19 protein-coding genes are annotated in these 17,458 nt (G+C 65.4%); 13 read left to right on the top strand and 6 right to left on the bottom strand.

Going from position 1 to position 17,458, the window contains the following annotated elements:
• The first annotated feature begins 39 nt into the window (after window positions 1–39).
• The 3 genes from U6958_RS08575 to U6958_RS08585 all read left to right on the top strand — a co-directional run bounded on the left by U6958_RS08575 (window position 40) and on the right by U6958_RS08585 (window position 2,226).
• Window positions 40–402: a DMT family protein gene (locus tag U6958_RS08575; RefSeq protein ID WP_016445777.1), complete on the top strand. Its 363-nt coding sequence runs from the start codon at window positions 40–42 to the stop codon at window positions 400–402.
• Between the two features lie 143 nt (window positions 403–545).
• Complete coding sequence (locus U6958_RS08580) at window positions 546–1,193, top strand: DUF47 domain-containing protein (RefSeq protein ID WP_016445778.1); 648 nt, start codon at window positions 546–548, stop codon at window positions 1,191–1,193.
• 22 nt (window positions 1,194–1,215) lie between these two features.
• On the top strand, window positions 1,216–2,226 hold the full coding sequence (locus tag U6958_RS08585) for an inorganic phosphate transporter (protein ID WP_016445779.1): 1,011 nt from the start codon (window positions 1,216–1,218) through the stop codon (window positions 2,224–2,226).
• Between the two features lie 76 nt (window positions 2,227–2,302).
• On the opposite strand, the gene U6958_RS08590 is transcribed toward U6958_RS08585, so the two are convergent.
• Together U6958_RS08590 and U6958_RS08595 are read right to left on the bottom strand one after the other, a co-directional pair.
• A complete protein-coding gene (locus U6958_RS08590; protein WP_016445780.1) occupies window positions 2,303–2,806 on the bottom strand; it encodes an NINE protein in 504 nt (167 codons plus the stop codon).
• Window positions 2,807–2,813: 7 nt separating this feature from the next.
• Window positions 2,814–3,338 (bottom strand): GNAT family N-acetyltransferase, encoded by a 525-nt coding sequence (locus tag U6958_RS08595; protein WP_016445781.1) that lies wholly within the window; start codon window positions 3,336–3,338, stop codon window positions 2,814–2,816.
• Window positions 3,339–3,483: 145 nt separating this feature from the next.
• Here U6958_RS08595 and rpsP point away from each other — a divergent pair, with 145 nt between their 5' ends.
• The 6 genes from rpsP (at window position 3,484) to U6958_RS08625 (ending at window position 7,579) form a co-directional block, all read left to right on the top strand.
• Complete coding sequence (gene rpsP / locus U6958_RS08600) at window positions 3,484–3,738, top strand: 30S ribosomal protein S16 (protein ID WP_012207143.1); 255 nt, start codon at window positions 3,484–3,486, stop codon at window positions 3,736–3,738.
• Window positions 3,739–3,861: 123 nt separating this feature from the next.
• Complete coding sequence (gene rimM / locus U6958_RS08605; protein WP_016445782.1) at window positions 3,862–4,431, top strand: ribosome maturation factor RimM; 570 nt, start codon at window positions 3,862–3,864, stop codon at window positions 4,429–4,431.
• Between the two features lie 12 nt (window positions 4,432–4,443).
• Window positions 4,444–5,214: a tRNA (guanosine(37)-N1)-methyltransferase TrmD gene (gene trmD / locus U6958_RS08610; RefSeq protein WP_017405202.1), complete on the top strand. Its 771-nt coding sequence runs from the start codon at window positions 4,444–4,446 to the stop codon at window positions 5,212–5,214.
• A gap of 110 nt (window positions 5,215–5,324) precedes the next feature.
• Complete coding sequence (gene rplS / locus U6958_RS08615; protein WP_016445784.1) at window positions 5,325–5,705, top strand: 50S ribosomal protein L19; 381 nt, start codon at window positions 5,325–5,327, stop codon at window positions 5,703–5,705.
• An 87-nt stretch (window positions 5,706–5,792) separates the two neighbouring features.
• On the top strand, window positions 5,793–6,521 hold the full coding sequence (locus U6958_RS08620; RefSeq protein WP_016445785.1) for a CoA pyrophosphatase: 729 nt from the start codon (window positions 5,793–5,795) through the stop codon (window positions 6,519–6,521).
• Between the two features lie 68 nt (window positions 6,522–6,589).
• Complete coding sequence (locus U6958_RS08625) at window positions 6,590–7,579, top strand: CobD/CbiB family protein (protein ID WP_026062341.1); 990 nt, start codon at window positions 6,590–6,592, stop codon at window positions 7,577–7,579.
• Window positions 7,580–7,670: 91 nt separating this feature from the next.
• On the opposite strand, the gene rsgA is transcribed toward U6958_RS08625, so the two are convergent.
• The 3 genes from rsgA to U6958_RS08640 are packed head-to-tail and all read right to left on the bottom strand — an operon-like array spanning window position 7,671 to window position 10,308.
• Window positions 7,671–8,639 carry a ribosome small subunit-dependent GTPase A gene (gene rsgA / locus U6958_RS08630; RefSeq protein ID WP_016445787.1) on the bottom strand — a complete coding sequence of 323 codons (969 nt, stop codon included), beginning with the start codon at window positions 8,637–8,639 and terminating at the stop codon, window positions 7,671–7,673.
• A gap of 18 nt (window positions 8,640–8,657) precedes the next feature.
• Window positions 8,658–8,990, bottom strand: a complete 333-nt coding sequence (locus tag U6958_RS08635) for a 4a-hydroxytetrahydrobiopterin dehydratase (RefSeq protein ID WP_016445788.1) — start codon at window positions 8,988–8,990, stop codon at window positions 8,658–8,660.
• A 16-nt stretch (window positions 8,991–9,006) separates the two neighbouring features.
• On the bottom strand, window positions 9,007–10,308 hold the full coding sequence (locus U6958_RS08640) for a M48 family metallopeptidase (RefSeq protein WP_016445789.1): 1,302 nt from the start codon (window positions 10,306–10,308) through the stop codon (window positions 9,007–9,009).
• Window positions 10,309–10,338: 30 nt separating this feature from the next.
• On the opposite strand from U6958_RS08640, the gene orn reads away from it, so the two are divergent.
• The 3 genes from orn (at window position 10,339) to U6958_RS08655 (ending at window position 14,920) form a co-directional block, all read left to right on the top strand.
• Window positions 10,339–10,944 (top strand): oligoribonuclease, encoded by a 606-nt coding sequence (orn, locus tag U6958_RS08645; protein ID WP_016445790.1) that lies wholly within the window; start codon window positions 10,339–10,341, stop codon window positions 10,942–10,944.
• A gap of 331 nt (window positions 10,945–11,275) precedes the next feature.
• Complete coding sequence (locus tag U6958_RS08650) at window positions 11,276–13,300, top strand: DEAD/DEAH box helicase (protein WP_074921078.1); 2,025 nt, start codon at window positions 11,276–11,278, stop codon at window positions 13,298–13,300.
• 150 nt (window positions 13,301–13,450) lie between these two features.
• The gene (locus U6958_RS08655) at window positions 13,451–14,920 is read left to right on the top strand and encodes a diguanylate cyclase domain-containing protein (protein WP_016451114.1); all 1,470 of its coding nucleotides are present in this window, start codon (window positions 13,451–13,453) and stop codon (window positions 14,918–14,920) included.
• Window positions 14,921–14,948: 28 nt separating this feature from the next.
• Here the strand turns inward: U6958_RS08655 and U6958_RS08660 are convergent, their stop codons facing one another.
• Window positions 14,949–16,181, bottom strand: a complete 1,233-nt coding sequence (locus U6958_RS08660; RefSeq protein WP_016445793.1) for a multidrug effflux MFS transporter — start codon at window positions 16,179–16,181, stop codon at window positions 14,949–14,951.
• A 267-nt stretch (window positions 16,182–16,448) separates the two neighbouring features.
• On the opposite strand from U6958_RS08660, the gene U6958_RS08665 reads away from it, so the two are divergent.
• Window positions 16,449–17,447 carry a TRAP transporter substrate-binding protein gene (locus tag U6958_RS08665; RefSeq protein WP_016451115.1) on the top strand — a complete coding sequence of 333 codons (999 nt, stop codon included), beginning with the start codon at window positions 16,449–16,451 and terminating at the stop codon, window positions 17,445–17,447.
• Window positions 17,448–17,458: the final 11 nt, after the last annotated feature.

Consider the following 17,458-nt stretch of genomic DNA (forward strand, 5'->3'; position numbering starts at 1 on the left):
GCGATAATTTGGGTTTCCCCGCGTCGGGCTGCACATCACATGAACTGGCTCCAACACATCCCCGTCGGGCTGCAGACCGTGGTCCTGCTGGCCATGAGCAATGTCTTCATGACCTTCGCCTGGTATGGCCACCTGAAGAACCACGCCTCGTCGCCCTGGTACGTGGCAGCCCTTGTCAGCTGGGGCATCGCGCTGTTCGAGTACCTGCTGCAGGTGCCCGCCAACCGCATAGGCCACACGCAGTTCAGCGTGGCGCAGCTCAAGATCATCCAGGAGGTGATCACGCTGGCGGTGTTCGCGCCCTTTGCCGTGCTCTACCTGAACCAGCCGCTCAAATGGGACTTCCTCTGGGCCGGGCTGTGCATGGTGGGCGCGGTGTACTTTATTTTTCGCAGCGGCTGACAGGGCGGCGCGCCGGCGCGCAAAAACGCGCCTGGGACTCAAGAGTACACTTCGCCCCGTTCAAGCCGGGAAGCCATGCCAAGCATCCGCAATGTGACGCAGTGAGTCGCCTGGTTCCCCCTGTTTCCCGGTAAGGAGCATTCATGCTTTTTGGCAAGTTATTGCCGCGCGAAGGCAATTTTTTCGAGATGTTCAACCAGCATGCCGATCGCATCGTCGAAGCCGCGCATGCCTTCTCGCAGCTTGTCGCCAACTACAACGATCCTCATCTTCGCGAGAAGTACAACGAGGACGTGAACAACGCCGAGCGTGCCGCAGACCGCGTGACGCACGACGTCACCAAGGCGCTGCACAAGACCTTCATCACGCCGCTGGACCGCGAGCACATCCACTCGCTGATCAACACCATGGACGACGTGGCCGACCTGATCCAGGACTCGGCCGAGACCATGGCGCTGTACGACGTGCGCCACATGACGGAAGAGATCACGCGCCTGACGGACCTGTGCGTGCGCTGCTGCGAGCGGCTGCGCGATGCGGTCAAGCTGCTGTCGCGCATCTCCGATCCCTCGGTGGTGGACGCGGCGATGAAGACCTGCGAGGAAATCGACCGCCTCGAATCGGACGCCGACCGCGTGATGCGCTCGGCCATGAGCAAGCTGTTCCGCGAAGAGCCCGATGTGCGCGAAGTCATCAAGCTCAAGGCCATCTACGAGCTGCTGGAGACGGTGACCGACCGCTGCGAGGACGTGGCCAACCTGATCGAGGGCATCGTCCTCGAAAATTCCTGAGCCCTCGCGGAGTCGTTTCTCTATGGAATCCGTACAAGCGGCCCTGTGGGTCGTGATCCTGCTGGTGGTGCTGGCCCTGCTGTTCGACTTCATGAACGGCTTCCACGATGCTGCCAACTCGATCGCCACCGTGGTCTCCACGGGCGTGCTCAAGCCCACGCAGGCCGTGGCCTTCGCGGCCTTCTTCAACGTGGTGGCGGTCTTTGTCTTTCACCTGAGCGTGGCAGCCACCGTGGGCAAGGGGATCGTGCAGCCCGGCATCGTCGACACGCATGTGGTCTTCGGTGCCCTGGTCGGTGCCATTGCCTGGAACGTGATCACCTGGCACTACGGCATCCCCAGCAGTTCCTCGCATGCGCTGATCGGCGGCATCGTGGGCGCGGTGATGGCCAAGGCCGGCGCAGGCGCGCTGATTGCCAGCGGCATCGGGAAGACCGTGGCCTTCATCTTCGTCTCGCCGCTGCTGGGCTACCTGCTGGGCTCGCTGATGATGGTGCTGGTGGCCTGGGTCTGCCGGCGCGCCGCGCCCAACAGGGTGGACCGCTGGTTCCGCAGGCTGCAGTTGGTCTCCGCCGGTGCCTATAGCCTGGGCCACGGCGGCAATGACGCGCAAAAGACCATCGGCATCATCTGGCTGCTGCTGATCGCCACCGGCTATGCCAATGCCGGCGACGCCGAGCCGCCGCTGTGGACCATCGTCAGCTGCTACCTGGCCATCGGCCTGGGAACCATGTTCGGCGGCTGGCGCATCGTCAAGACCATGGGCCAGAAGATCACCAAGCTCAAGCCCGTGGGCGGCTTCTGCGCCGAAAGCGGTGGTGCACTGACGCTGTTCTTTGCAACCTTCCTGGGCGTGCCGGTCTCGACCACGCACACCATCACCGGCGCCATCGTCGGCGTGGGCTCCACCCAGCGCGCCAGCGCCGTGCGCTGGGGCGTGGCAGGCAACATCGTCTGGGCCTGGGTGCTGACGATCCCTGCCAGCGCCTTCGTGGCATCGATTGCCTACTGGATCAGCCTGCAGCTGTATTGAGCCGGGGCTGCTGCCGCCAAAAAGAAAGACCGCCCATGGCGGTCTTTCTTTTTTCGGGGGAGGCGTTGGCTGCGCCTCACTGCGAAATCTTGCGCGCCTCCTCCACCTGGTGCTCGAAGTAGTGCTGGAAGCTGTAGGCAATGCTGGCCATGAGCACGGCGGCGCCCAGCATCAGCGACAGCGCAATGGCAAAGATGGTTGACCAGCCCGTGCGTCCGGCCTGCGCCTGCACGTCAATGCCGGGGTTGTGGCGCCGGTTCCAGGCTTCGGTATCGGTCAGCCCGTAGAGGATGGCGCGCAGCGCACAGCCGGCGATGGTGAAGCCCAGCAGCGGAATCAGCAGCCAGCTGAGCTGGTCGTCCTGTCCCAGTTGCTGCACGCGTTCGATGCCGTACACGCCCAGCGCCGTGGGCACGGGCAGCAGCCAGCCCAGCCAGTCGCCGAGCCCATGCAGGTAAAAGCGATGCAGCCCCAGCGGCCCGCCCACAAAGGCCAGCCAGGCGGCCAGTGTCTTGTTCCTGGGGCGGGGAGCCCGGTCGGCGCCGGTGGTCTGGGGCAGGGGCGTGCTGGGTCGGTTCATGCGCCCATTATTCGGGCGAACTGCGGTCGCCGTCTCCCAGGGTCTTCTCCATGAGCACGATGTCCAGCCAGCGGCCGAACTTCCATCCCATGGAGCGCAGCGTGCCCGCAGGGGTGAAGCCTGCAGCGCGGTGCACCCCGATGGAGCCGGCATTGGCCGAGTCGCCGATCACCGCCAGCAGTTTGCGCACGCCGGCCGCCTCGCAGTCGTGCGACAGCGCATCGATCAACAGGCGGCCCACGCCCTGGCCGCGTGCCGCGTCATGCACATAGATGGAATCCTCGGCAGAAAAACGATAGGCCGGGCGCGGCTTGAACCAGTTGGCGTAGGCAAAGCCCAGCACCTGGCCCTGTGCGTCCACGGCGACCAGATAGGGCAGGCCCTTGGCCAGCACATCCGCGCGGCGCGTGGCCATGTCGGCTTCGGAAGGGGGATCGGTCTCGAACGTTCCTGTGCCATGCAGCACGTGGTGGCGGTAGATGGCGGTGATGGCAGCGAGATCGCTGTCCTGGCTTGGGCGGATGGTAGGCATGAGAAAAGAAGTTCGATATAATCGCTGGTTTTACGGCGTGTCGCTGGCCGGGTGGCCATGTCGCGTGTCTCAAACGCCGCAAAACTCTGTGCAGCCATTTATTGTGTGTTAATTACGTGGTGGCTGCGCCACCCGAAGGAAAATCATGGTCGTCATTCGACTCTCTCGCGGCGGTTCCAAGGCCCGTCCGTTCTACAACATCGTTGCTGCTGACAAGCGCGTTCGCCGCGATGGTTCGTTCATCGAACGTCTGGGCTTCTACAACCCCAACGCCCGTGGTGGCGAAGAGGGTCTGCGCGTTGCTCTGGACCGCGTGAACTACTGGAAGGGCGTTGGCGCGCAGGCTTCCGAGACCGCAGAGCGCCTGATCAAGCAGGCCACCCAGAAGACTGCTGCCTAAATCAGCACCCCTTCTGAAATCGGGTTCCGTTGGCTTGTCTGACGGGGCCCGTTTTTGTTTTCCCCCTCCGGATCGCCTTGCACCGATCTGCATTGACCGTCCACCTACTGCCTACCGACTGCCATGAGCCACATGCCTGAACTCGAAGCCAGCGTCCTGCCTGCCGATGCCGTGGAGGTCGGGCGCATCGCCGATGCCTGGGGCATCAAGGGCTGGTTCAAGGTGGCGGCCTTCAGTTCCGACCCCGAGGCCCTGTTCACGGCCAAGCAGTGGTATCTGCAGCCCGCCGAAAAAGGCGCCCGGCAGTTCACCGGAACCGTGCTGCTGCCGGTCAAGCAGGCGCGCGTGCACTCCGACTCCGTCGTCGCCACCTCGCCCGCCGTGAACGACCGCAACGCTGCCGAGGCCCTGCGCGGTGCGCGCATCTTCGTGGCGCGCAGCGATTTTCCGCAGCCCGAGGATGGCGAGTATTACTGGGTCGACCTGCTGGGCCTGTCCGTGGTCAACCGCGAAGGCGTGGCCCTGGGCATCGTCCGAGACCTGCTGTCCACCGGCCCGCAGACCGTGCTGGTGCTGGCCTATGAAGAGGATGGCAAGGAGCGCGAGCGCATGATTCCCTTTGTCGACGCCTATGTGGACAAGGTGGATCTGCCGGGCAAGACCATCGTTGCCGACTGGCAGCCCGACTACTGATCGCCGACATCCATGCGCTTCGACATCCTCACGCTGTTTCCCGAGCTGTTCACGCCGTTTCTCGAAAGCGGCGTGACGCGCCGGGCCTATGCCTCGGGCCAGGTCGGCGTGCACCTGTGGAATCCGCGCGACCATGCCCAGGGCAACTACCGGCGCGTGGACGACCGGCCCTTCGGCGGCGGGCCGGGCATGGTGATGATGGCCGAGCCGCTGCAGCGCTGCCTGGAGGCGGCGCAGCAGGCGCGCCGCGACGCGGGCGAGACCGAGCCGGCGCCGGTGGTGCTGTTTTCGCCGATAGGCACGACGCTGCGCCACTGCGTGGTCGCCGACTGGGCGCAGGGGCAGGGTGCCATCTTGCTGTGCGGCCGCTACGAGGGGTTGGACCAGCGCTTCATCGATGCCCATGTCACGCACCAGCTGAGCCTGGGCGACTTCGTGCTCTCCGGCGGCGAGATTGCTGCCATGGCCTTGCTCGATGCCGTGGCCCGGTTGCAGCCCGGCGTGCTCAACGACGAGGGCAGCTTCCAGCAGGACAGCTTCAATCCCGCGCTCGACGGCCTGCTCGATTGCCCGCACTACACGCGCCCCGAAGTCTGGGAAGGGCGCGAAGTGCCGGCGCCGCTGTTGTCTGGGCACCACGCGCAGATCGAGCGCTGGCGCCGCGACCAGCGCCTGTCCATCACGGCCAGGCACCGGCCCGAGCTGATAGAGCAGGCGCGCGCCCAGGGCCTGCTCAATGCCAAGGACGAGGGGTTTTTGGCAAAAAACGCCGCCGGGCTATAATCCGCGATTCTTCGATCCTCTATCCGGCCGCTGCTACGAACAAAGCAGCCATGGCGCCAATCCCGGCGCTTGCCAATCCTGGCGCGGACAAGATCGATTGGATGTTGACCATGAATCTGATCCAGACCCTCGAGCAAGAGGAAATCGCCCGTCTGAACAAGACCATCCCCCAGTTCGCCCCCGGTGACACCGTCATCGTGAGCGTGAACGTGGTCGAAGGCAGCCGCAAGCGCGTGCAGGCCTACGAAGGCGTCGTGATCGCCAAGCGCAACCGTGGCCTGAACAGCGGCTTCACCGTGCGCAAGATCTCCAGTGGTGAAGGCGTGGAGCGTACGTTCCAGACCTACTCGCCCCTGATCGCCGGCATCGAAGTCAAGCGTCGCGGTGATGTGCGTCGTGCCAAGCTGTACTACCTGCGCGAGCGCAGCGGCAAGTCGGCCCGCATCAAGGAAAAGCTGCCGTCGCGTGTCAAGGTTTCTGCCGAAGCCTGAGCACCTGCGTCACAGCTGGAAAGCCGCTACAGTCGCCTGTAGCGGCTTTTTTGTTGCCCGGTCGTTTCTCACCACATTCCTTCATTCGTGTCCTCTCTGCCCGATACCGCCATACCCGTGCCGACCGGCGGCCCGACGCCAGCGGCCGTCGCCTCGGTCGCCGACCCGCGCATGGCGCAACTGGTGGGCAGGGACAGCCACCTGCCCGCCGTGCCTCTGGAGGCCCGCGCACCGGATGCCCTGCGCCAGCGCTTTGCGCGGCCGCCCCGCTGGGCTCCCGAGGTGGTGCGCGAGAAACGCTTCAGTGATCGCCAGCCCACCGATGCCGCCGTGCTCGTGCCCATCGTGCTGCGCTCCGAGCCCACGGTGCTGCTGACCGAACGCACGGCCCATCTGTCCACGCATTCGGGCCAGGTGGCCTTTCCGGGTGGCAAGCGCGATCCTGAGGATGTGTCTGCCCAGGCCACGGCCCTGCGCGAGGCGCAGGAGGAAGTCGGGCTTGCTGCCGGCGATGTGGAAGTGTTGGGCACCCTGCCCATCTACACCACGGGCACGGCCTTTCTGATCACGCCGGTGGTGGCCCTGGTCGATCCTCGGGCGCGCCTGCATCCCAATCCCTACGAGGTGGCGGACGTGTTCGAGGTGCCGCTGTCCTTTTTGCTCGATCCTGCCAACCATGAGCGCCACGCCATGGTCTGGAACGGCGTGCCGCGCGAATGGTTTGCCATGCCCTACCAGGATGGAGACCGCCAGCGCTACATCTGGGGCGCCACGGCCGGCATGCTGCGCAATCTTTACCGATTCCTGTCGGCCTGATGCCCGGATGGGGTGCCGTGCCACCCCGGGGTCACGGGCCTGCCCGCATGCGCCAGTATGATGGCCGGATGAGTTTCTTTGCCATTCTGATCGCCTTGCTGATCGAGCAGGCGCGCCCCCTGACGCCGGCCAACCTGGTGCACACAGGCTACAGGGCCTGGACGGTTTCGGTGCGCCGCAACTTCGATGCCGGCCAGGCGCACCACGGCTGGCTGGCCTGGACCGTGGCGGTGGCGCTGCCCTGCGTGCTGGTGACAGGCATCTATCTGCTGCTGCTGTGGGGCGTGGGCTGGCCGCTGGCTATGGTCTGGAATGTGGCCGTGCTCTACGTCACGCTGGGCTTTCGCCAGTTCAGCCACCACTTCACGCGCATCCGCGATGCGCTGGATGCAGGTGACGAGTACGCGGCGCGCGAAGCCCTCGCCCACTGGCAGCAGGTGGACGCCAGCGAAGTGCCCCGCAGCGAGGTGGTGCGCCATGTGATCGAGTATTCGGTGCTGGCAGCGCATCGCCATGTGTTTGGCGTGCTGTTCTGGTTCTCTGCACTGGCGGCGCTGGGCCTGGGCCCGCTGGGCGCCGTGTTCTACCGCATGACCGAGCACCTGTCGCGCTCCTGGTCGCGCAAGGGCCTGCTGGGTGGCAGCCAGGTCAGTGTCCAGTTGCAGCACGCCTCACGGTTGGCCTGGACCGTGATCGACTGGCTGCCCGCACGGCTGACGGCTCTTTCCTTTGCCGTGGTCGGCAGTTTCGAGGAGGCCATCGAGGGCTGGCGCTTCCATGCCCAGCGCTTTCCCAACGACAACGACGGCGTGATCCTGGCCGCCACCTCGGGCGCCATCAACGTGCGCCTGGGCGGCGAGGCACTCAAGCGCCGCGAGGGCATCTCGGTGACCCGTGACGACGGCGAGGAGATCGACCTCGACGTGGACAGCGAAGCCACGCCGGGCCGTGAGCCCGAGATCGGCCACCTGCGCAGCGTGGTCGGCCTGGTCTGGCGCTCGGTCGTGGTCTGGCTGCTGCTGCTGGCCCTGCTGTCGCTGGCGCGCCTGTTGGGTTGAGTGCGGAGCCTGCGGGCGAGTCATGGATGACGCCCCTTTGGAGGCGTCGTTTCCTCCCTCCCGGAGCGGCCCCGTGGCGTTTGGGGGAGGCTCAATACTTCGTGGCCTGACTCAACTCATCAAACAGCTCGGCATAGATGCAGTACCGGTTGGCACTGATGTCATGGTCGGCGTCCATGCCGTGTTCCTCATCCTCCACGCGCGGCATGACCGCGCATCCGGGCTCGTGCAGGTGGGTGCAGTTGTAGAACTTGCATTCCTGCGCATGGGCGCCGATGTCGGGCATGCAGCGGGGCAGGTCGGTGGGTTCGATGTGGCGCAGGCCGAACTCCTGGAAGCCCGGCGAGTCGATCAGGGCTGTCGTGCGCTCCTCGTCCATCCAGTACCAGCTGGTCGTGGTGGTCGTGTGCTTGCCGGAGTTCAGTGCCTGCGAGATCTCGTTGGTGGCCGCGCGTGCGCCGGGCACCAGCAGGTTGATCAGGGTGCTCTTTCCCGAGCCGGAAGGGCCCAGCACCAGCGTGGCCTTGCCCTTGAGGTGCTTCATCAGCAGCTGCCGATCGGCCTCGCCCTCATTGGCCAGCGACAGCGACAGCACCTCGTAGTGCGGCTTTTCCTGGCCCAGGTACATCTCGCGATAAGGCTCCAGGCGCTCCCAGGCGTCGGCAAAGGGCTCGGCCAGGTCACGCTTGTTGAGGGCAATCAGGGGCTTGATGTGGGTGGCTTCGGCAGTGATCAGGGCGCGGGCCAGCTGGCTTTCGGAGAAGACCGGCTCGGCGGCGATCAGGATCAGCACCTGGTCGATGTTGGCTGCAAAGGACTTGGTGCGTATCTCGTCCTGCCGGTAGAACAGGTTGCGCCGCTCCAGCACCTTTTCTATGGTGCCTTCCTCCCCCTGGCCTGGGGGCGGAAGCTGCCAGCGCACGCGGTCGCCCACCACGGTCTGGCTCTTCTTGCCGCGCGGGTGGCAGATGTGGCGCGAGCCGTCTTCGGTCTCGACCACGCAATGGCGGCCATGGCTGGAGACGACCAGGCCTTCGTGCAGTGCGGAGCGCTCAGCCATGGGTCAGCGGGGTGCGATTCATGGGCGCGCCAGCAACGCATCGATACGCCTTGCGCACTCGATGTCGGTGGACGAGATGCCGTTCACGTCATGCGTGTTCAGGCGTACACCGCAGCGGCCGTAGCTGACGGTCAGGTCGGGATGGTGGTCCTGCTGGTGGGCGATCAGGGCCAGCGCATTCACGAAGGCCATGGTCTCGTAGTAGTTGGCGAAGGCGTAGCTCTTGGCGATGGCATCGCCATCGAGCTGCCAGCCCGGCAGGGCGGCCAGTGCGGTGTGCAGTTCGTCGGAAGTCAGCGCGCGGCGCTGCTGGTTGGACCAGTCCTGTTGTTGCAAGCGTTGTGTGCTCATGGTGAGTGCGTATGGTTCAGGTCGGAGAGGGCATGCGCGCCAGCCGGGCGAGGGCCGGCGGATGCGAGTAGTAGAAGCTCACGTACCAGGGATCGGGCGTGAGCGTTGAAGCATTGTCCTCGTACAGCTTGAGCAGTGCCGAGGCCAGGTGGGCGCCGCTGGCCTGTTGCATGGCGTAGGCATCGGCTTCGAACTCGTCGCGGCGCGACAGGGCCGAGAACAGCGGGGTGACAAAGAAGCTGAACACCGGCACGGCCAGCAGGAACAGCAGCAGCGCCACGGCCTCGTTGCCGGCGCCGATGCCGCTGTGTCCCAGCGCAAGGTCCAGACCCGGACGCACGCCCAGGCCCAGGTAGAACCACAGCTGCTGCGACAGCCAGCCCAGCAGCGCAAAGCCCGCCAGGCTGGCGGCAAACATCAGCAGCATGCGCTTGAGGATGTGGCGGTGCTTGAAATGGCCCAGCTCATGCGCGAGCACGGCCTCCACCTCGTCGGCGTCCAGCTGCTTGAGCAAGGTGTCGAAGAACACCACGCGCTTGGAGTGGCCGAAGCCCGTGAAATAGGCATTGGCATGTGCCGAGCGGCGACTGCCGTCCATCACGAACAGGCCCTTGGCCGTGAAGCCGCAGCGCTGCATCAGTGCGCTCACGCGCTCCTTGAGCGGGCCGTCCTCCAGCGGATCGAACTTGTTGAACAGCGGTGCGATGAAGGTCGGGAAGATCCACATCAGCAGCAGGTTGAAGCCCGTCCAGACGGCCCATGCCCAGAGCCACCACAGGTCGCCGGCCGAACCCATGAGCCACAGGATCAGTGCCGCAATCGGAAGGCCGATGGCTGCGCCCATGGCCGTGGACTTGGCGGCATCGGCCAGCCACAGCCGCAGCGTCATCTGGTTGAAGCCGAAGCGCTGCTCCAGCACAAAGGTCTGGTAGAGCGACAGCGGCAGCTCCACCAGGCCGGAGATCAGTGCAAAGCTGGCCAGAAGCGCCAATTGCTGCCACAGGCCGGCGCCCATCCATTCCAGCAACTGCTGGTTGAGTGCATCCAGCCCGCCCAGCAGCGTCCATGCGAGCAGCACCACGGCGCCCAGCGTCATGTCGATCAGGGCAACGCGTGCCTTCGCCAGTGTGTAGTCGGCGGCCTTCTGGTGGGCGGCCAGGCTGATGCGCTGCGCAAAGGCCTCGGGCACCTGCGCTCTGTGGCCTGCCACATGGCGAACCTGGCGCGAGGCCAGCCAGGCGCGCAGCAGCCACTGGGCCAGCACGGCTGCGGCAAACAGCAGGGAAAGCGTCGAGGAAAAATCGGGGTTGAAGACCATGTGGCCGCAGTGTAGGCGACAATTTGGGCCATGTCCGAAGCCTCCAGCGCCTGCATTCCCGTCCCCGCCGAATCCGGCACGCCCGTCACCCTGAGCAAATCCGACCTCAATCTCGTCTGGCTCGACTGCGAGATGACCGGGCTGCAGCCCGACACCGATCGCATCATCGAGATCGCCGTGGTCGTCACCAGCCCGGACCTTGCCACGCGCATCGAGGGTCCTGTGTTCGCCATCCATCAAAGCGATGCCCTGCTCGACGGCATGGACGCCTGGAACAAGGGCACGCACGGCAGGAGCGGCCTGATCGAGCGCGTCAAGGCATCGACCACCACCGAGGCCGATGCGGAAGCCGCGCTGATCAAGTTCCTGGCGCAGTACGTTCCCAAGGGCAAGGCGCCGCTGTGCGGCAACAGCATTGGCCAGGACCGGCGCTTCATGGAGCGCTACATGCCCAAGCTCAACGACTTCTTTCACTACCGCAACGTTGATGTCAGCACCCTCAAGGAACTGGCCAGGCGCTGGAAGCCCGATGCTTACGCATCCTTCAAGAAGGCCCAGCGCCACACGGCGCTGGCCGATGTGCATGAGTCCATCGATGAGCTGGCGCACTATCGCGCACGCCTGCTGAGCGTCTAGCGCCCGGAGCCGGGCCCTCCGGCCATTTTTGTGCAGGGGGGCTTGCGGGAAAACCCCAGGAGTGCGACAATCTACAGCTTGCCTCCATCAACAAGGGGCAATTTGCACATCTCCATCACACAAGGGCTCCTGCGCTGTGTGTCTGAGGTCGATGTCCACAGACCTCCATGAAGGCTTTCATGGATGGCGGGACCATCGGTTTCGGACCAGCCGAAAACGCCCATCCGCCCTTTTGCGAAGGGCCGGTCAAGTCTGACGGTGGATGTTGACCCAACCGTCGAGAAAAGCGTGGCAGATCGCTGACTGCGCGTGCTTTTCGTTAGAGCCATTCATGAACGACATCTCTCAAGAGCAGGGCATCATTGCCGCTGCCGATTCCTCTTTTGCTTGCGCTGCCCAAGCCTCTTCCGTGCTGGACGCCGCCGTTGCCGGTGCCGAGCAGGCCGCCGAGTCGCAGGCCGCTGCTGAAACCGTCGAGGGCGCCGAAGCCGCCCAGGCAGCTCCCGAACTCCCCAACGCCTTCGTCGAGCTGGGCCTGGCTGAAGAGCTGGTCCGCGCCGTTGCCGATCTGGGCTACACCCAGCCCACGGCCGTGCAGGCGCAAGCCATTCCCCTGGCCATGGGCAGTGGTGATCAGGCCTTCATCGACCTGATGGTTTCCAGCCAGACCGGCTCGGGCAAGACCGCCGCCTTCCTGCTGCCCGTGCTGCACACGCTGATCCAGCAAAAGGCTGACGAGGAAGCCGCCATCCGCGCCGAATATGACCGCCAGTGCGCCGAGGCCACTGCCAGCGGCCAGCCCACGCCCAAGCGCAACAAGCGCAAGGACCCCACCAATCCCCGCAACTTCAAGGCGGCCGTTCCCGGCGCCCTGATCCTGTGCCCCACGCGCGAGCTGGCTCAGCAGGTGGCGCATGACGCCATCGAACTGGTCAAGCACTGCCGTGGCATCCGCATTGCCAATGTGGTGGGCGGCATGCCCTACCAGCTGCAGATTGCCAAGCTGCAGAACGCCAACCTCGTGGTGGCCACGCCTGGCCGTCTGCTGGACCTGCAGCGCTCGATGCAGATCAAGCTCGACCAGGTGCAGTTCCTGGTGGTCGACGAGGCCGACCGCATGCTGGACCTGGGCTTCTCGGACGATCTGGCCGAAGTCAACGACCTGACGGCCCAGCGCAAGCAGACCATGATGTTCAGCGCTACCTTCGCGCCCCGCATCCAGCAACTGGCCATGCGCGTGATGCATGACGGCGGATCGGGCGTGAAGAAGGTCACCATCGACACGCCCCAGGAAAAGCATGCCAACATCAAGCAAGTGCTGTTCTGGGCCGACAACTCCCAGCACAAGCGCAAGCTGCTGGACCACTGGCTGCGCGACACCACCATCAACCAGGCCATCGTCTTCGCATCGACCCAGGTCGAGTGCGACGGCCTGGCCAACGACCTGCAGCAGGACGGCTTCTCGGCCGTGGCGCTGCACGGCGCCCTGAGCCAGGGCCTGCGCAACCGCCGCCTGATGGCGCTGCGCAGCGGCCAGGTGCAGGTGCTGGTGGCGACCGATGTGGCGGCACGCGGCATTGACGTGCCCTCCATCACCCACGTCTTCAACTACGGCCTGCCCATGAAGGCCGAGGACTACACCCACCGCATCGGCCGCACGGGTCGTGCCGGTCGCGAAGGCGTGGCCGTGACGTTCGCGGAATTCCGTGACCGCCGCCGCATTTTCGATATCGAAGGCTACAGCCGTCAGCAATTCAAGGCCGAGGTGATTCCTGGTCTCGAGCCTGCACAGCGCGCACCCAGCGGCAACGAAGGCCGTGGCGGCCGTCGTGGCGGCGGCTTTGAAGGCCGTGGTGGTGATCGCCGAGGCTCCGCCGGCGGTGGTCGTGGTGGTTTCGGCGGCGACCGCGGCTTCGGCGGTGGTGACCGCGAGCGCAGCTTTGGTGATCGCGGTGGCGACCGTGGCTTCGGCCCCCGCCGTGATTCGGAAGGCTATGGCCGCAAGGCCGGCTTCGGCAGCTTCGGTGGCGGCCAGCGTGAAGGCGGCTTCGGCCAGGGCCAGCGTGAAGGTGGCTACAGCCAGGCTCCGCGTGAAGGCGGCTTTGGCCGTGGCGGCGAAGGCCGTGGCTTCGGCGGCGACCGTGGCGCTGCGCGCGGCGGCGACCGTCGTGAGGGTGCTCCCCGCGATGGCGGCCACCGCGATGGCGGCTTCCGTGGTGCATCCGGTGAGTCGCGTGGCTTCGGCGGTGAATCCCGCGGCGGTTTCGGCGGTGGTGAGCGCCGTCCGGCCTTTGGCAAGAGCGCTCCCAAGCCTTACTCGCCCCAGGGCGGCGATCGCAAGCGCGCCGTGCGCTGATCGATTCCGGCTTTGCATGCAGACCGGCCCTTCGGGGCCGGTTTTTTTTTGGCAATCCGCCTGCCTGCCTGGCGCTGCCTGTGTTCGTGGCGCAGAACCTGCTGTCTGGCGGGCTCTGCGACTGCCATAATCGCGGCGCGGAGGTGCCCTGTGGAGTCTTTGATCGCGTCCAGTGTGGATTTTGAGCACATGTTCGAACTGGCCCCCGTCTCGCTATGGCTGGAGGACTACAGCGCGCTCAAGCGCCTGCTCGACCAGTGGCGAGCACAAGGCGTGACCGATCTGCAGGCGCATTTTTCTGCCCATCCGCAGGCACTGCAGCAGTGCAGTGCCGCGCTCAGGGTGGTTCGCGTCAACCAGCGCACGCTGGACCTGTTCGGCGCCGCGGACCAGCAGACCTTTCTCGACAGCCTGGGCCAGGTGTTCCGTGACGACATGCATGCCGGCCTGGCCTGCGAGCTGCAGGAGCTTTGGAAGGGCTCGCCGACTTTTGCCAACCGCACCGCCAACTACACGCTGGACGGGCGCCGGCTGGACGTGCAGATCCGTGGCCGCATCCTGCCCGGCCATGAGGAGCTTTGGGACTGCGTGCTGGTGTCGCTGGAGGACGTGACGGCCGAGATGCGCAGCACGCGGCAGCTGCACCGCAGCGAGCAGTACTCGCGCGACCTGTTCGAGTACTCGCCCGTGTCGCTGTGGGTCGAGGACTTCAGCTCCATCAAGCGCCTGCTCGACGATGTGCGCGCCCAGGGCATCAGCGATTTCGCCACCTTCCTCAAGGTGCATCCGGAATTCATCTCGCGCTGCATGCAGGAGATTCGCGTCATCGACGTGAACCGCCAGACGCTGCGCATGTTCGGTGCCACCGACAAGCTGCAGCTGCTGAGCCGGCTGGGCCGCATCTTCCGCGATGAAATGATCGACTCCTTTGCCGATCAACTCCAGGACCTGTGGAACGGCAAGCTCGTGCAGCACCGCGAAGTGGTGAACTACGCGCTGTCGGGCGACACGCTGCACATCCACATGCAGCTGGCCGTGCTGGACGGCCATGCGGACGACTGGGGGCTGGTGCTGCTGTCCCTGGTGGATATCACGGCACGCAAGAAGGCCGAGGCCTATCTGGAATACCTGGGCAAGCACGACGTGCTCACCCAACTGCGCAACCGCGCCTTCTATATCGAGGAATTGAACCGCCTGGCGCGCAAGGGGCCGTGGCCGCTGGCCGTGATCGCCATCGACATGAATGGTCTCAAGGAGGCCAATGACGAGCATGGCCATGCCGCAGGCGACGACATGCTTCGCCGCGTGGGCGAAGTGCTGACCAAGGCCGTGGATGCGCCCGCTTGTGCGGCACGCGTGGGCGGCGACGAATTCATGGTGCTGCTGCCAGCCTCGGACGAGCGCGGCGCCGAAGCCGTCAAGGAGCGCATCCTGTCCCTGCTGGAGCTCAACAACCAGTTCTATCCGGGTCAGCTGGTCAGCCTGTCCATGGGCGTGGCCTGTTGCAACGAGGGCAGCCAGCTGGAGGCCACCGTGTCACGCGCGGACCAGGCCATGTATGCCGAAAAGGCGCGCTACTACAAGGAAAAAATGCTGGACCGCCGCGCGGGCCGGGCATAGACGCCCGGGATCCCGGGAGCAGTGGCCTTCAGGCCTCCGAGGCATGCCGCCCGATTTCGGGCCAGCGGTGATGCAGGTAGATCCACGACGCCAGCCCGATCAGCATCATGCTGATCGAGCCCAGGGCCAGCAGCACCGTCGAATGCATCACCAGAGGCGCCAGCACGCCGGCCACGATGCCATTGGCCGTGGAGCCCACCACGGCCTGCAGCGATGAGGCCAGGCCGCGCCGCTCGGGATGGATGTCCAGCACCAGCAAGGTCACGACGGGCACCATCATGGCCCAGCCGAAGGCGAACACACCCACGGGAATCAACGCCCAGCTCACATGGGCAGGCCAGATCAGGTTGGCAACCAGGTTGACGATGGACACCACGAACATGATCACGAAGCCGTGGCGGATCTGGTGCTTGGGTGGAATGCGCCCGGCCAGCCGGCCGCTCACCCAGGCGCCGCCCATGATGCCCGAGATCGAAATCACGAAGAACCAGAAGAACTGCTGCGGCTGCAGGTGCAGCAGGTCGCCCAGGAAGGCGGGGGCCGACAGCACGTACAAAAACATGCCGTTGAAGGGCACGCCGCTGGCAAAGGCCAGCAGCACAAAGCGCGGATCGCTGCACAGCGCCTTGTAGCCCTGCATCAGTGGCTTGAACCGGAAGGGCTGGCGCTGCGCCTGCGGCAGAGACTCGGGCAGAAAGCGCCAGTTGATGCTCCACAGCAGCACGCCCACCAGCGTCAGGAACCAGAATACGGCCGCCCAGCCCAGGTGCACGAACAGCCAGCCGCCCAGCACCGGCGCCAGCGCCGGGGCAATGCCGAAGAAGATGGTGATCTGGGCCATCACGCGCTGGGCCTGGGCAGGCGGAAACAGGTCGCGCACCACGGCGCGCGACACCACGATGCCGGCGCCCGTGGACAGTCCCTGCAGCGCCCGGAACAGCACCAGCTGCGTGATGTTCTGCGACAGCGCGCAGCCTGCCGAGGCCAGCGTGAACACGGCCAGTCCCCATAGCACCACGGGGCGGCGGCCAAAGCTGTCGGCCATGGCGCCATGGAAAAGGTTCATGAAGGCAAAGCCGAACAGATAGGCCGACAGCGTCTGCTGCATCTGCAGCGGCGTGGCGTTCAAGGCCTGGGCGATGCCCGAGAAGGCCGGGATGTAGGTATCGATCGAGAACGGCCCCAGCATGCCCAGGATGGCAAGCAGGACGGCCAGGGCCCAGCGCGGGCCCTGCCAGAGCGGGGAAACATTTTGTGGCATGCAGGCGAGGCGGTTGTGCGCTGCAGGCGGGCCACAGGCGCAGAAGAGGGCCGCACACTCATGCGTCTGCGGCAGGGTGACACTGTAGCGGCTTGGCTGGAATCCGGTGTGACGGATGGCTTGGCGAATGACCTGGGCGATGGAATGGATCGATAGTTTGTATCTAAATGATATAAATATCGATAGAATTTATCTTTTCCGCCCGCATGCACAGGTCCGCCGTCGGGTGGATGGCATGGTTCTGGGCGCTTTCGCCAAGGATCTTTCATGACTGTTTCTCGCCGCACGTTGATATCAGGCCTGGCTCCGGCCGCGTTGCAACTGACCGCCGGCGCTGCCTGGTCCAAGGGCCACCGGCTGCAGCTGTCGGCGGCCTATGGCGATGGCATCTTCCACACGCAGAACCTGCGCAATTTCGCGGCACGCGTGGGTGCCGACACCCGGCAGTCGCTGGAGATCGAGGTGGTGTCCGGCTCGGCGCTCAAGCCCATGGCGCAGGTGCTGCCTGCGCTCAAGCGCAATGACCTCCAGTTCGGCGAAGTGCTCATGTCGTCCTGTGCGGATATCCACCCGCTGCTGGCCATGGACTCGCTGCCTTTCATGGTGCGTGGCTTTGACGAGGCCGCGCGCCTGTGGCAGTTGACCCGCCCCGTGCTGCAGGAGTTCTTGCTGGCCCAGCAGGGCGCGCGCCTGCTGTTTGCCGTGCCCTGGCCGGCGCAGGGTCTCCTGAGTCGGCGCCCGGTCCACAGCATCGCGGATCTCAAGGGCCTCAGGCTGCGTGTGCAAAGCGATGCGACCAAGCGGTTGGCCGAGCTCTGGGGGGCGCAGCCGGTGGTGATTGCCGCAGGCGATCTGGGTGCCGTCGTGGAGCAAGGTGGTATCGATGCCATGATTACCTCCAGCGCCACGGGCGCCGACATCCAGGCCTGGAAGGCCATGAAGGTGTTTCTGGATATCAAGGCCTGGATTCCCAAGAACATGCTTTGCGTCAGCGAACTTGCCTGGAGGGGCTTCACCGAGCCCGAGCGCCAGGCCATCGGCCGCGCTGCCGAGTCGGCTGAAAAAGAGGGCTGGGCGCTGGCCCAGCAGGCCGATGAGCTGGGCAAGAAGATCCTTGCCGACAACAAGGTGTCCGTGGCGGCGCCTTCGGCGGATCTGCGCCACATGCTGGATTTGGTGGGCGAGCGCTTTGGTCGCGAGTGGGTGGCCAAGGCCGGCAGCAGCAATATGTCGGTGCTGATGGAGTACAACAAGAAAAGGCACTGAGCGCCGGTGCG

This window comes from Delftia lacustris, from assembly GCF_040267515.1.
GTDB classification, from domain to species: domain Bacteria; phylum Pseudomonadota; class Gammaproteobacteria; order Burkholderiales; family Burkholderiaceae_C; genus Comamonas; species Comamonas tsuruhatensis.

Coding starts and splice junctions, on each gene's coding strand:
- U6958_RS08635 (WP_016445788.1), bottom strand. CDS start 8,990: ATGAGCACACAACGCTTGCAACAACAGGACTGGTCCAACCAGCAGCGC.
- U6958_RS08625 (WP_026062341.1), top strand. CDS start 6,590: ATGAGTTTCTTTGCCATTCTGATCGCCTTGCTGATCGAGCAGGCGCGC.
- trmD (WP_017405202.1), top strand. CDS start 4,444: ATGCGCTTCGACATCCTCACGCTGTTTCCCGAGCTGTTCACGCCGTTT.
- U6958_RS08665 (WP_016451115.1), top strand. CDS start 16,449: ATGACTGTTTCTCGCCGCACGTTGATATCAGGCCTGGCTCCGGCCGCG.
- U6958_RS08595 (WP_016445781.1), bottom strand. CDS start 3,338: ATGCCTACCATCCGCCCAAGCCAGGACAGCGATCTCGCTGCCATCACC.
- rpsP (WP_012207143.1), top strand. CDS start 3,484: ATGGTCGTCATTCGACTCTCTCGCGGCGGTTCCAAGGCCCGTCCGTTC.
- U6958_RS08650 (WP_074921078.1), top strand. CDS start 11,276: ATGAACGACATCTCTCAAGAGCAGGGCATCATTGCCGCTGCCGATTCC.
- U6958_RS08580 (WP_016445778.1), top strand. CDS start 546: ATGCTTTTTGGCAAGTTATTGCCGCGCGAAGGCAATTTTTTCGAGATG.
- U6958_RS08640 (WP_016445789.1), bottom strand. CDS start 10,308: ATGGTCTTCAACCCCGATTTTTCCTCGACGCTTTCCCTGCTGTTTGCC.
- rsgA (WP_016445787.1), bottom strand. CDS start 8,639: ATGGCTGAGCGCTCCGCACTGCACGAAGGCCTGGTCGTCTCCAGCCAT.
- U6958_RS08660 (WP_016445793.1), bottom strand. CDS start 16,181: ATGCCACAAAATGTTTCCCCGCTCTGGCAGGGCCCGCGCTGGGCCCTG.
- orn (WP_016445790.1), top strand. CDS start 10,339: ATGTCCGAAGCCTCCAGCGCCTGCATTCCCGTCCCCGCCGAATCCGGC.
- U6958_RS08590 (WP_016445780.1), bottom strand. CDS start 2,806: ATGAACCGACCCAGCACGCCCCTGCCCCAGACCACCGGCGCCGACCGG.
- rimM (WP_016445782.1), top strand. CDS start 3,862: ATGAGCCACATGCCTGAACTCGAAGCCAGCGTCCTGCCTGCCGATGCC.
- U6958_RS08575 (WP_016445777.1), top strand. CDS start 40: ATGAACTGGCTCCAACACATCCCCGTCGGGCTGCAGACCGTGGTCCTG.
- rplS (WP_016445784.1), top strand. CDS start 5,325: ATGAATCTGATCCAGACCCTCGAGCAAGAGGAAATCGCCCGTCTGAAC.
- U6958_RS08585 (WP_016445779.1), top strand. CDS start 1,216: ATGGAATCCGTACAAGCGGCCCTGTGGGTCGTGATCCTGCTGGTGGTG.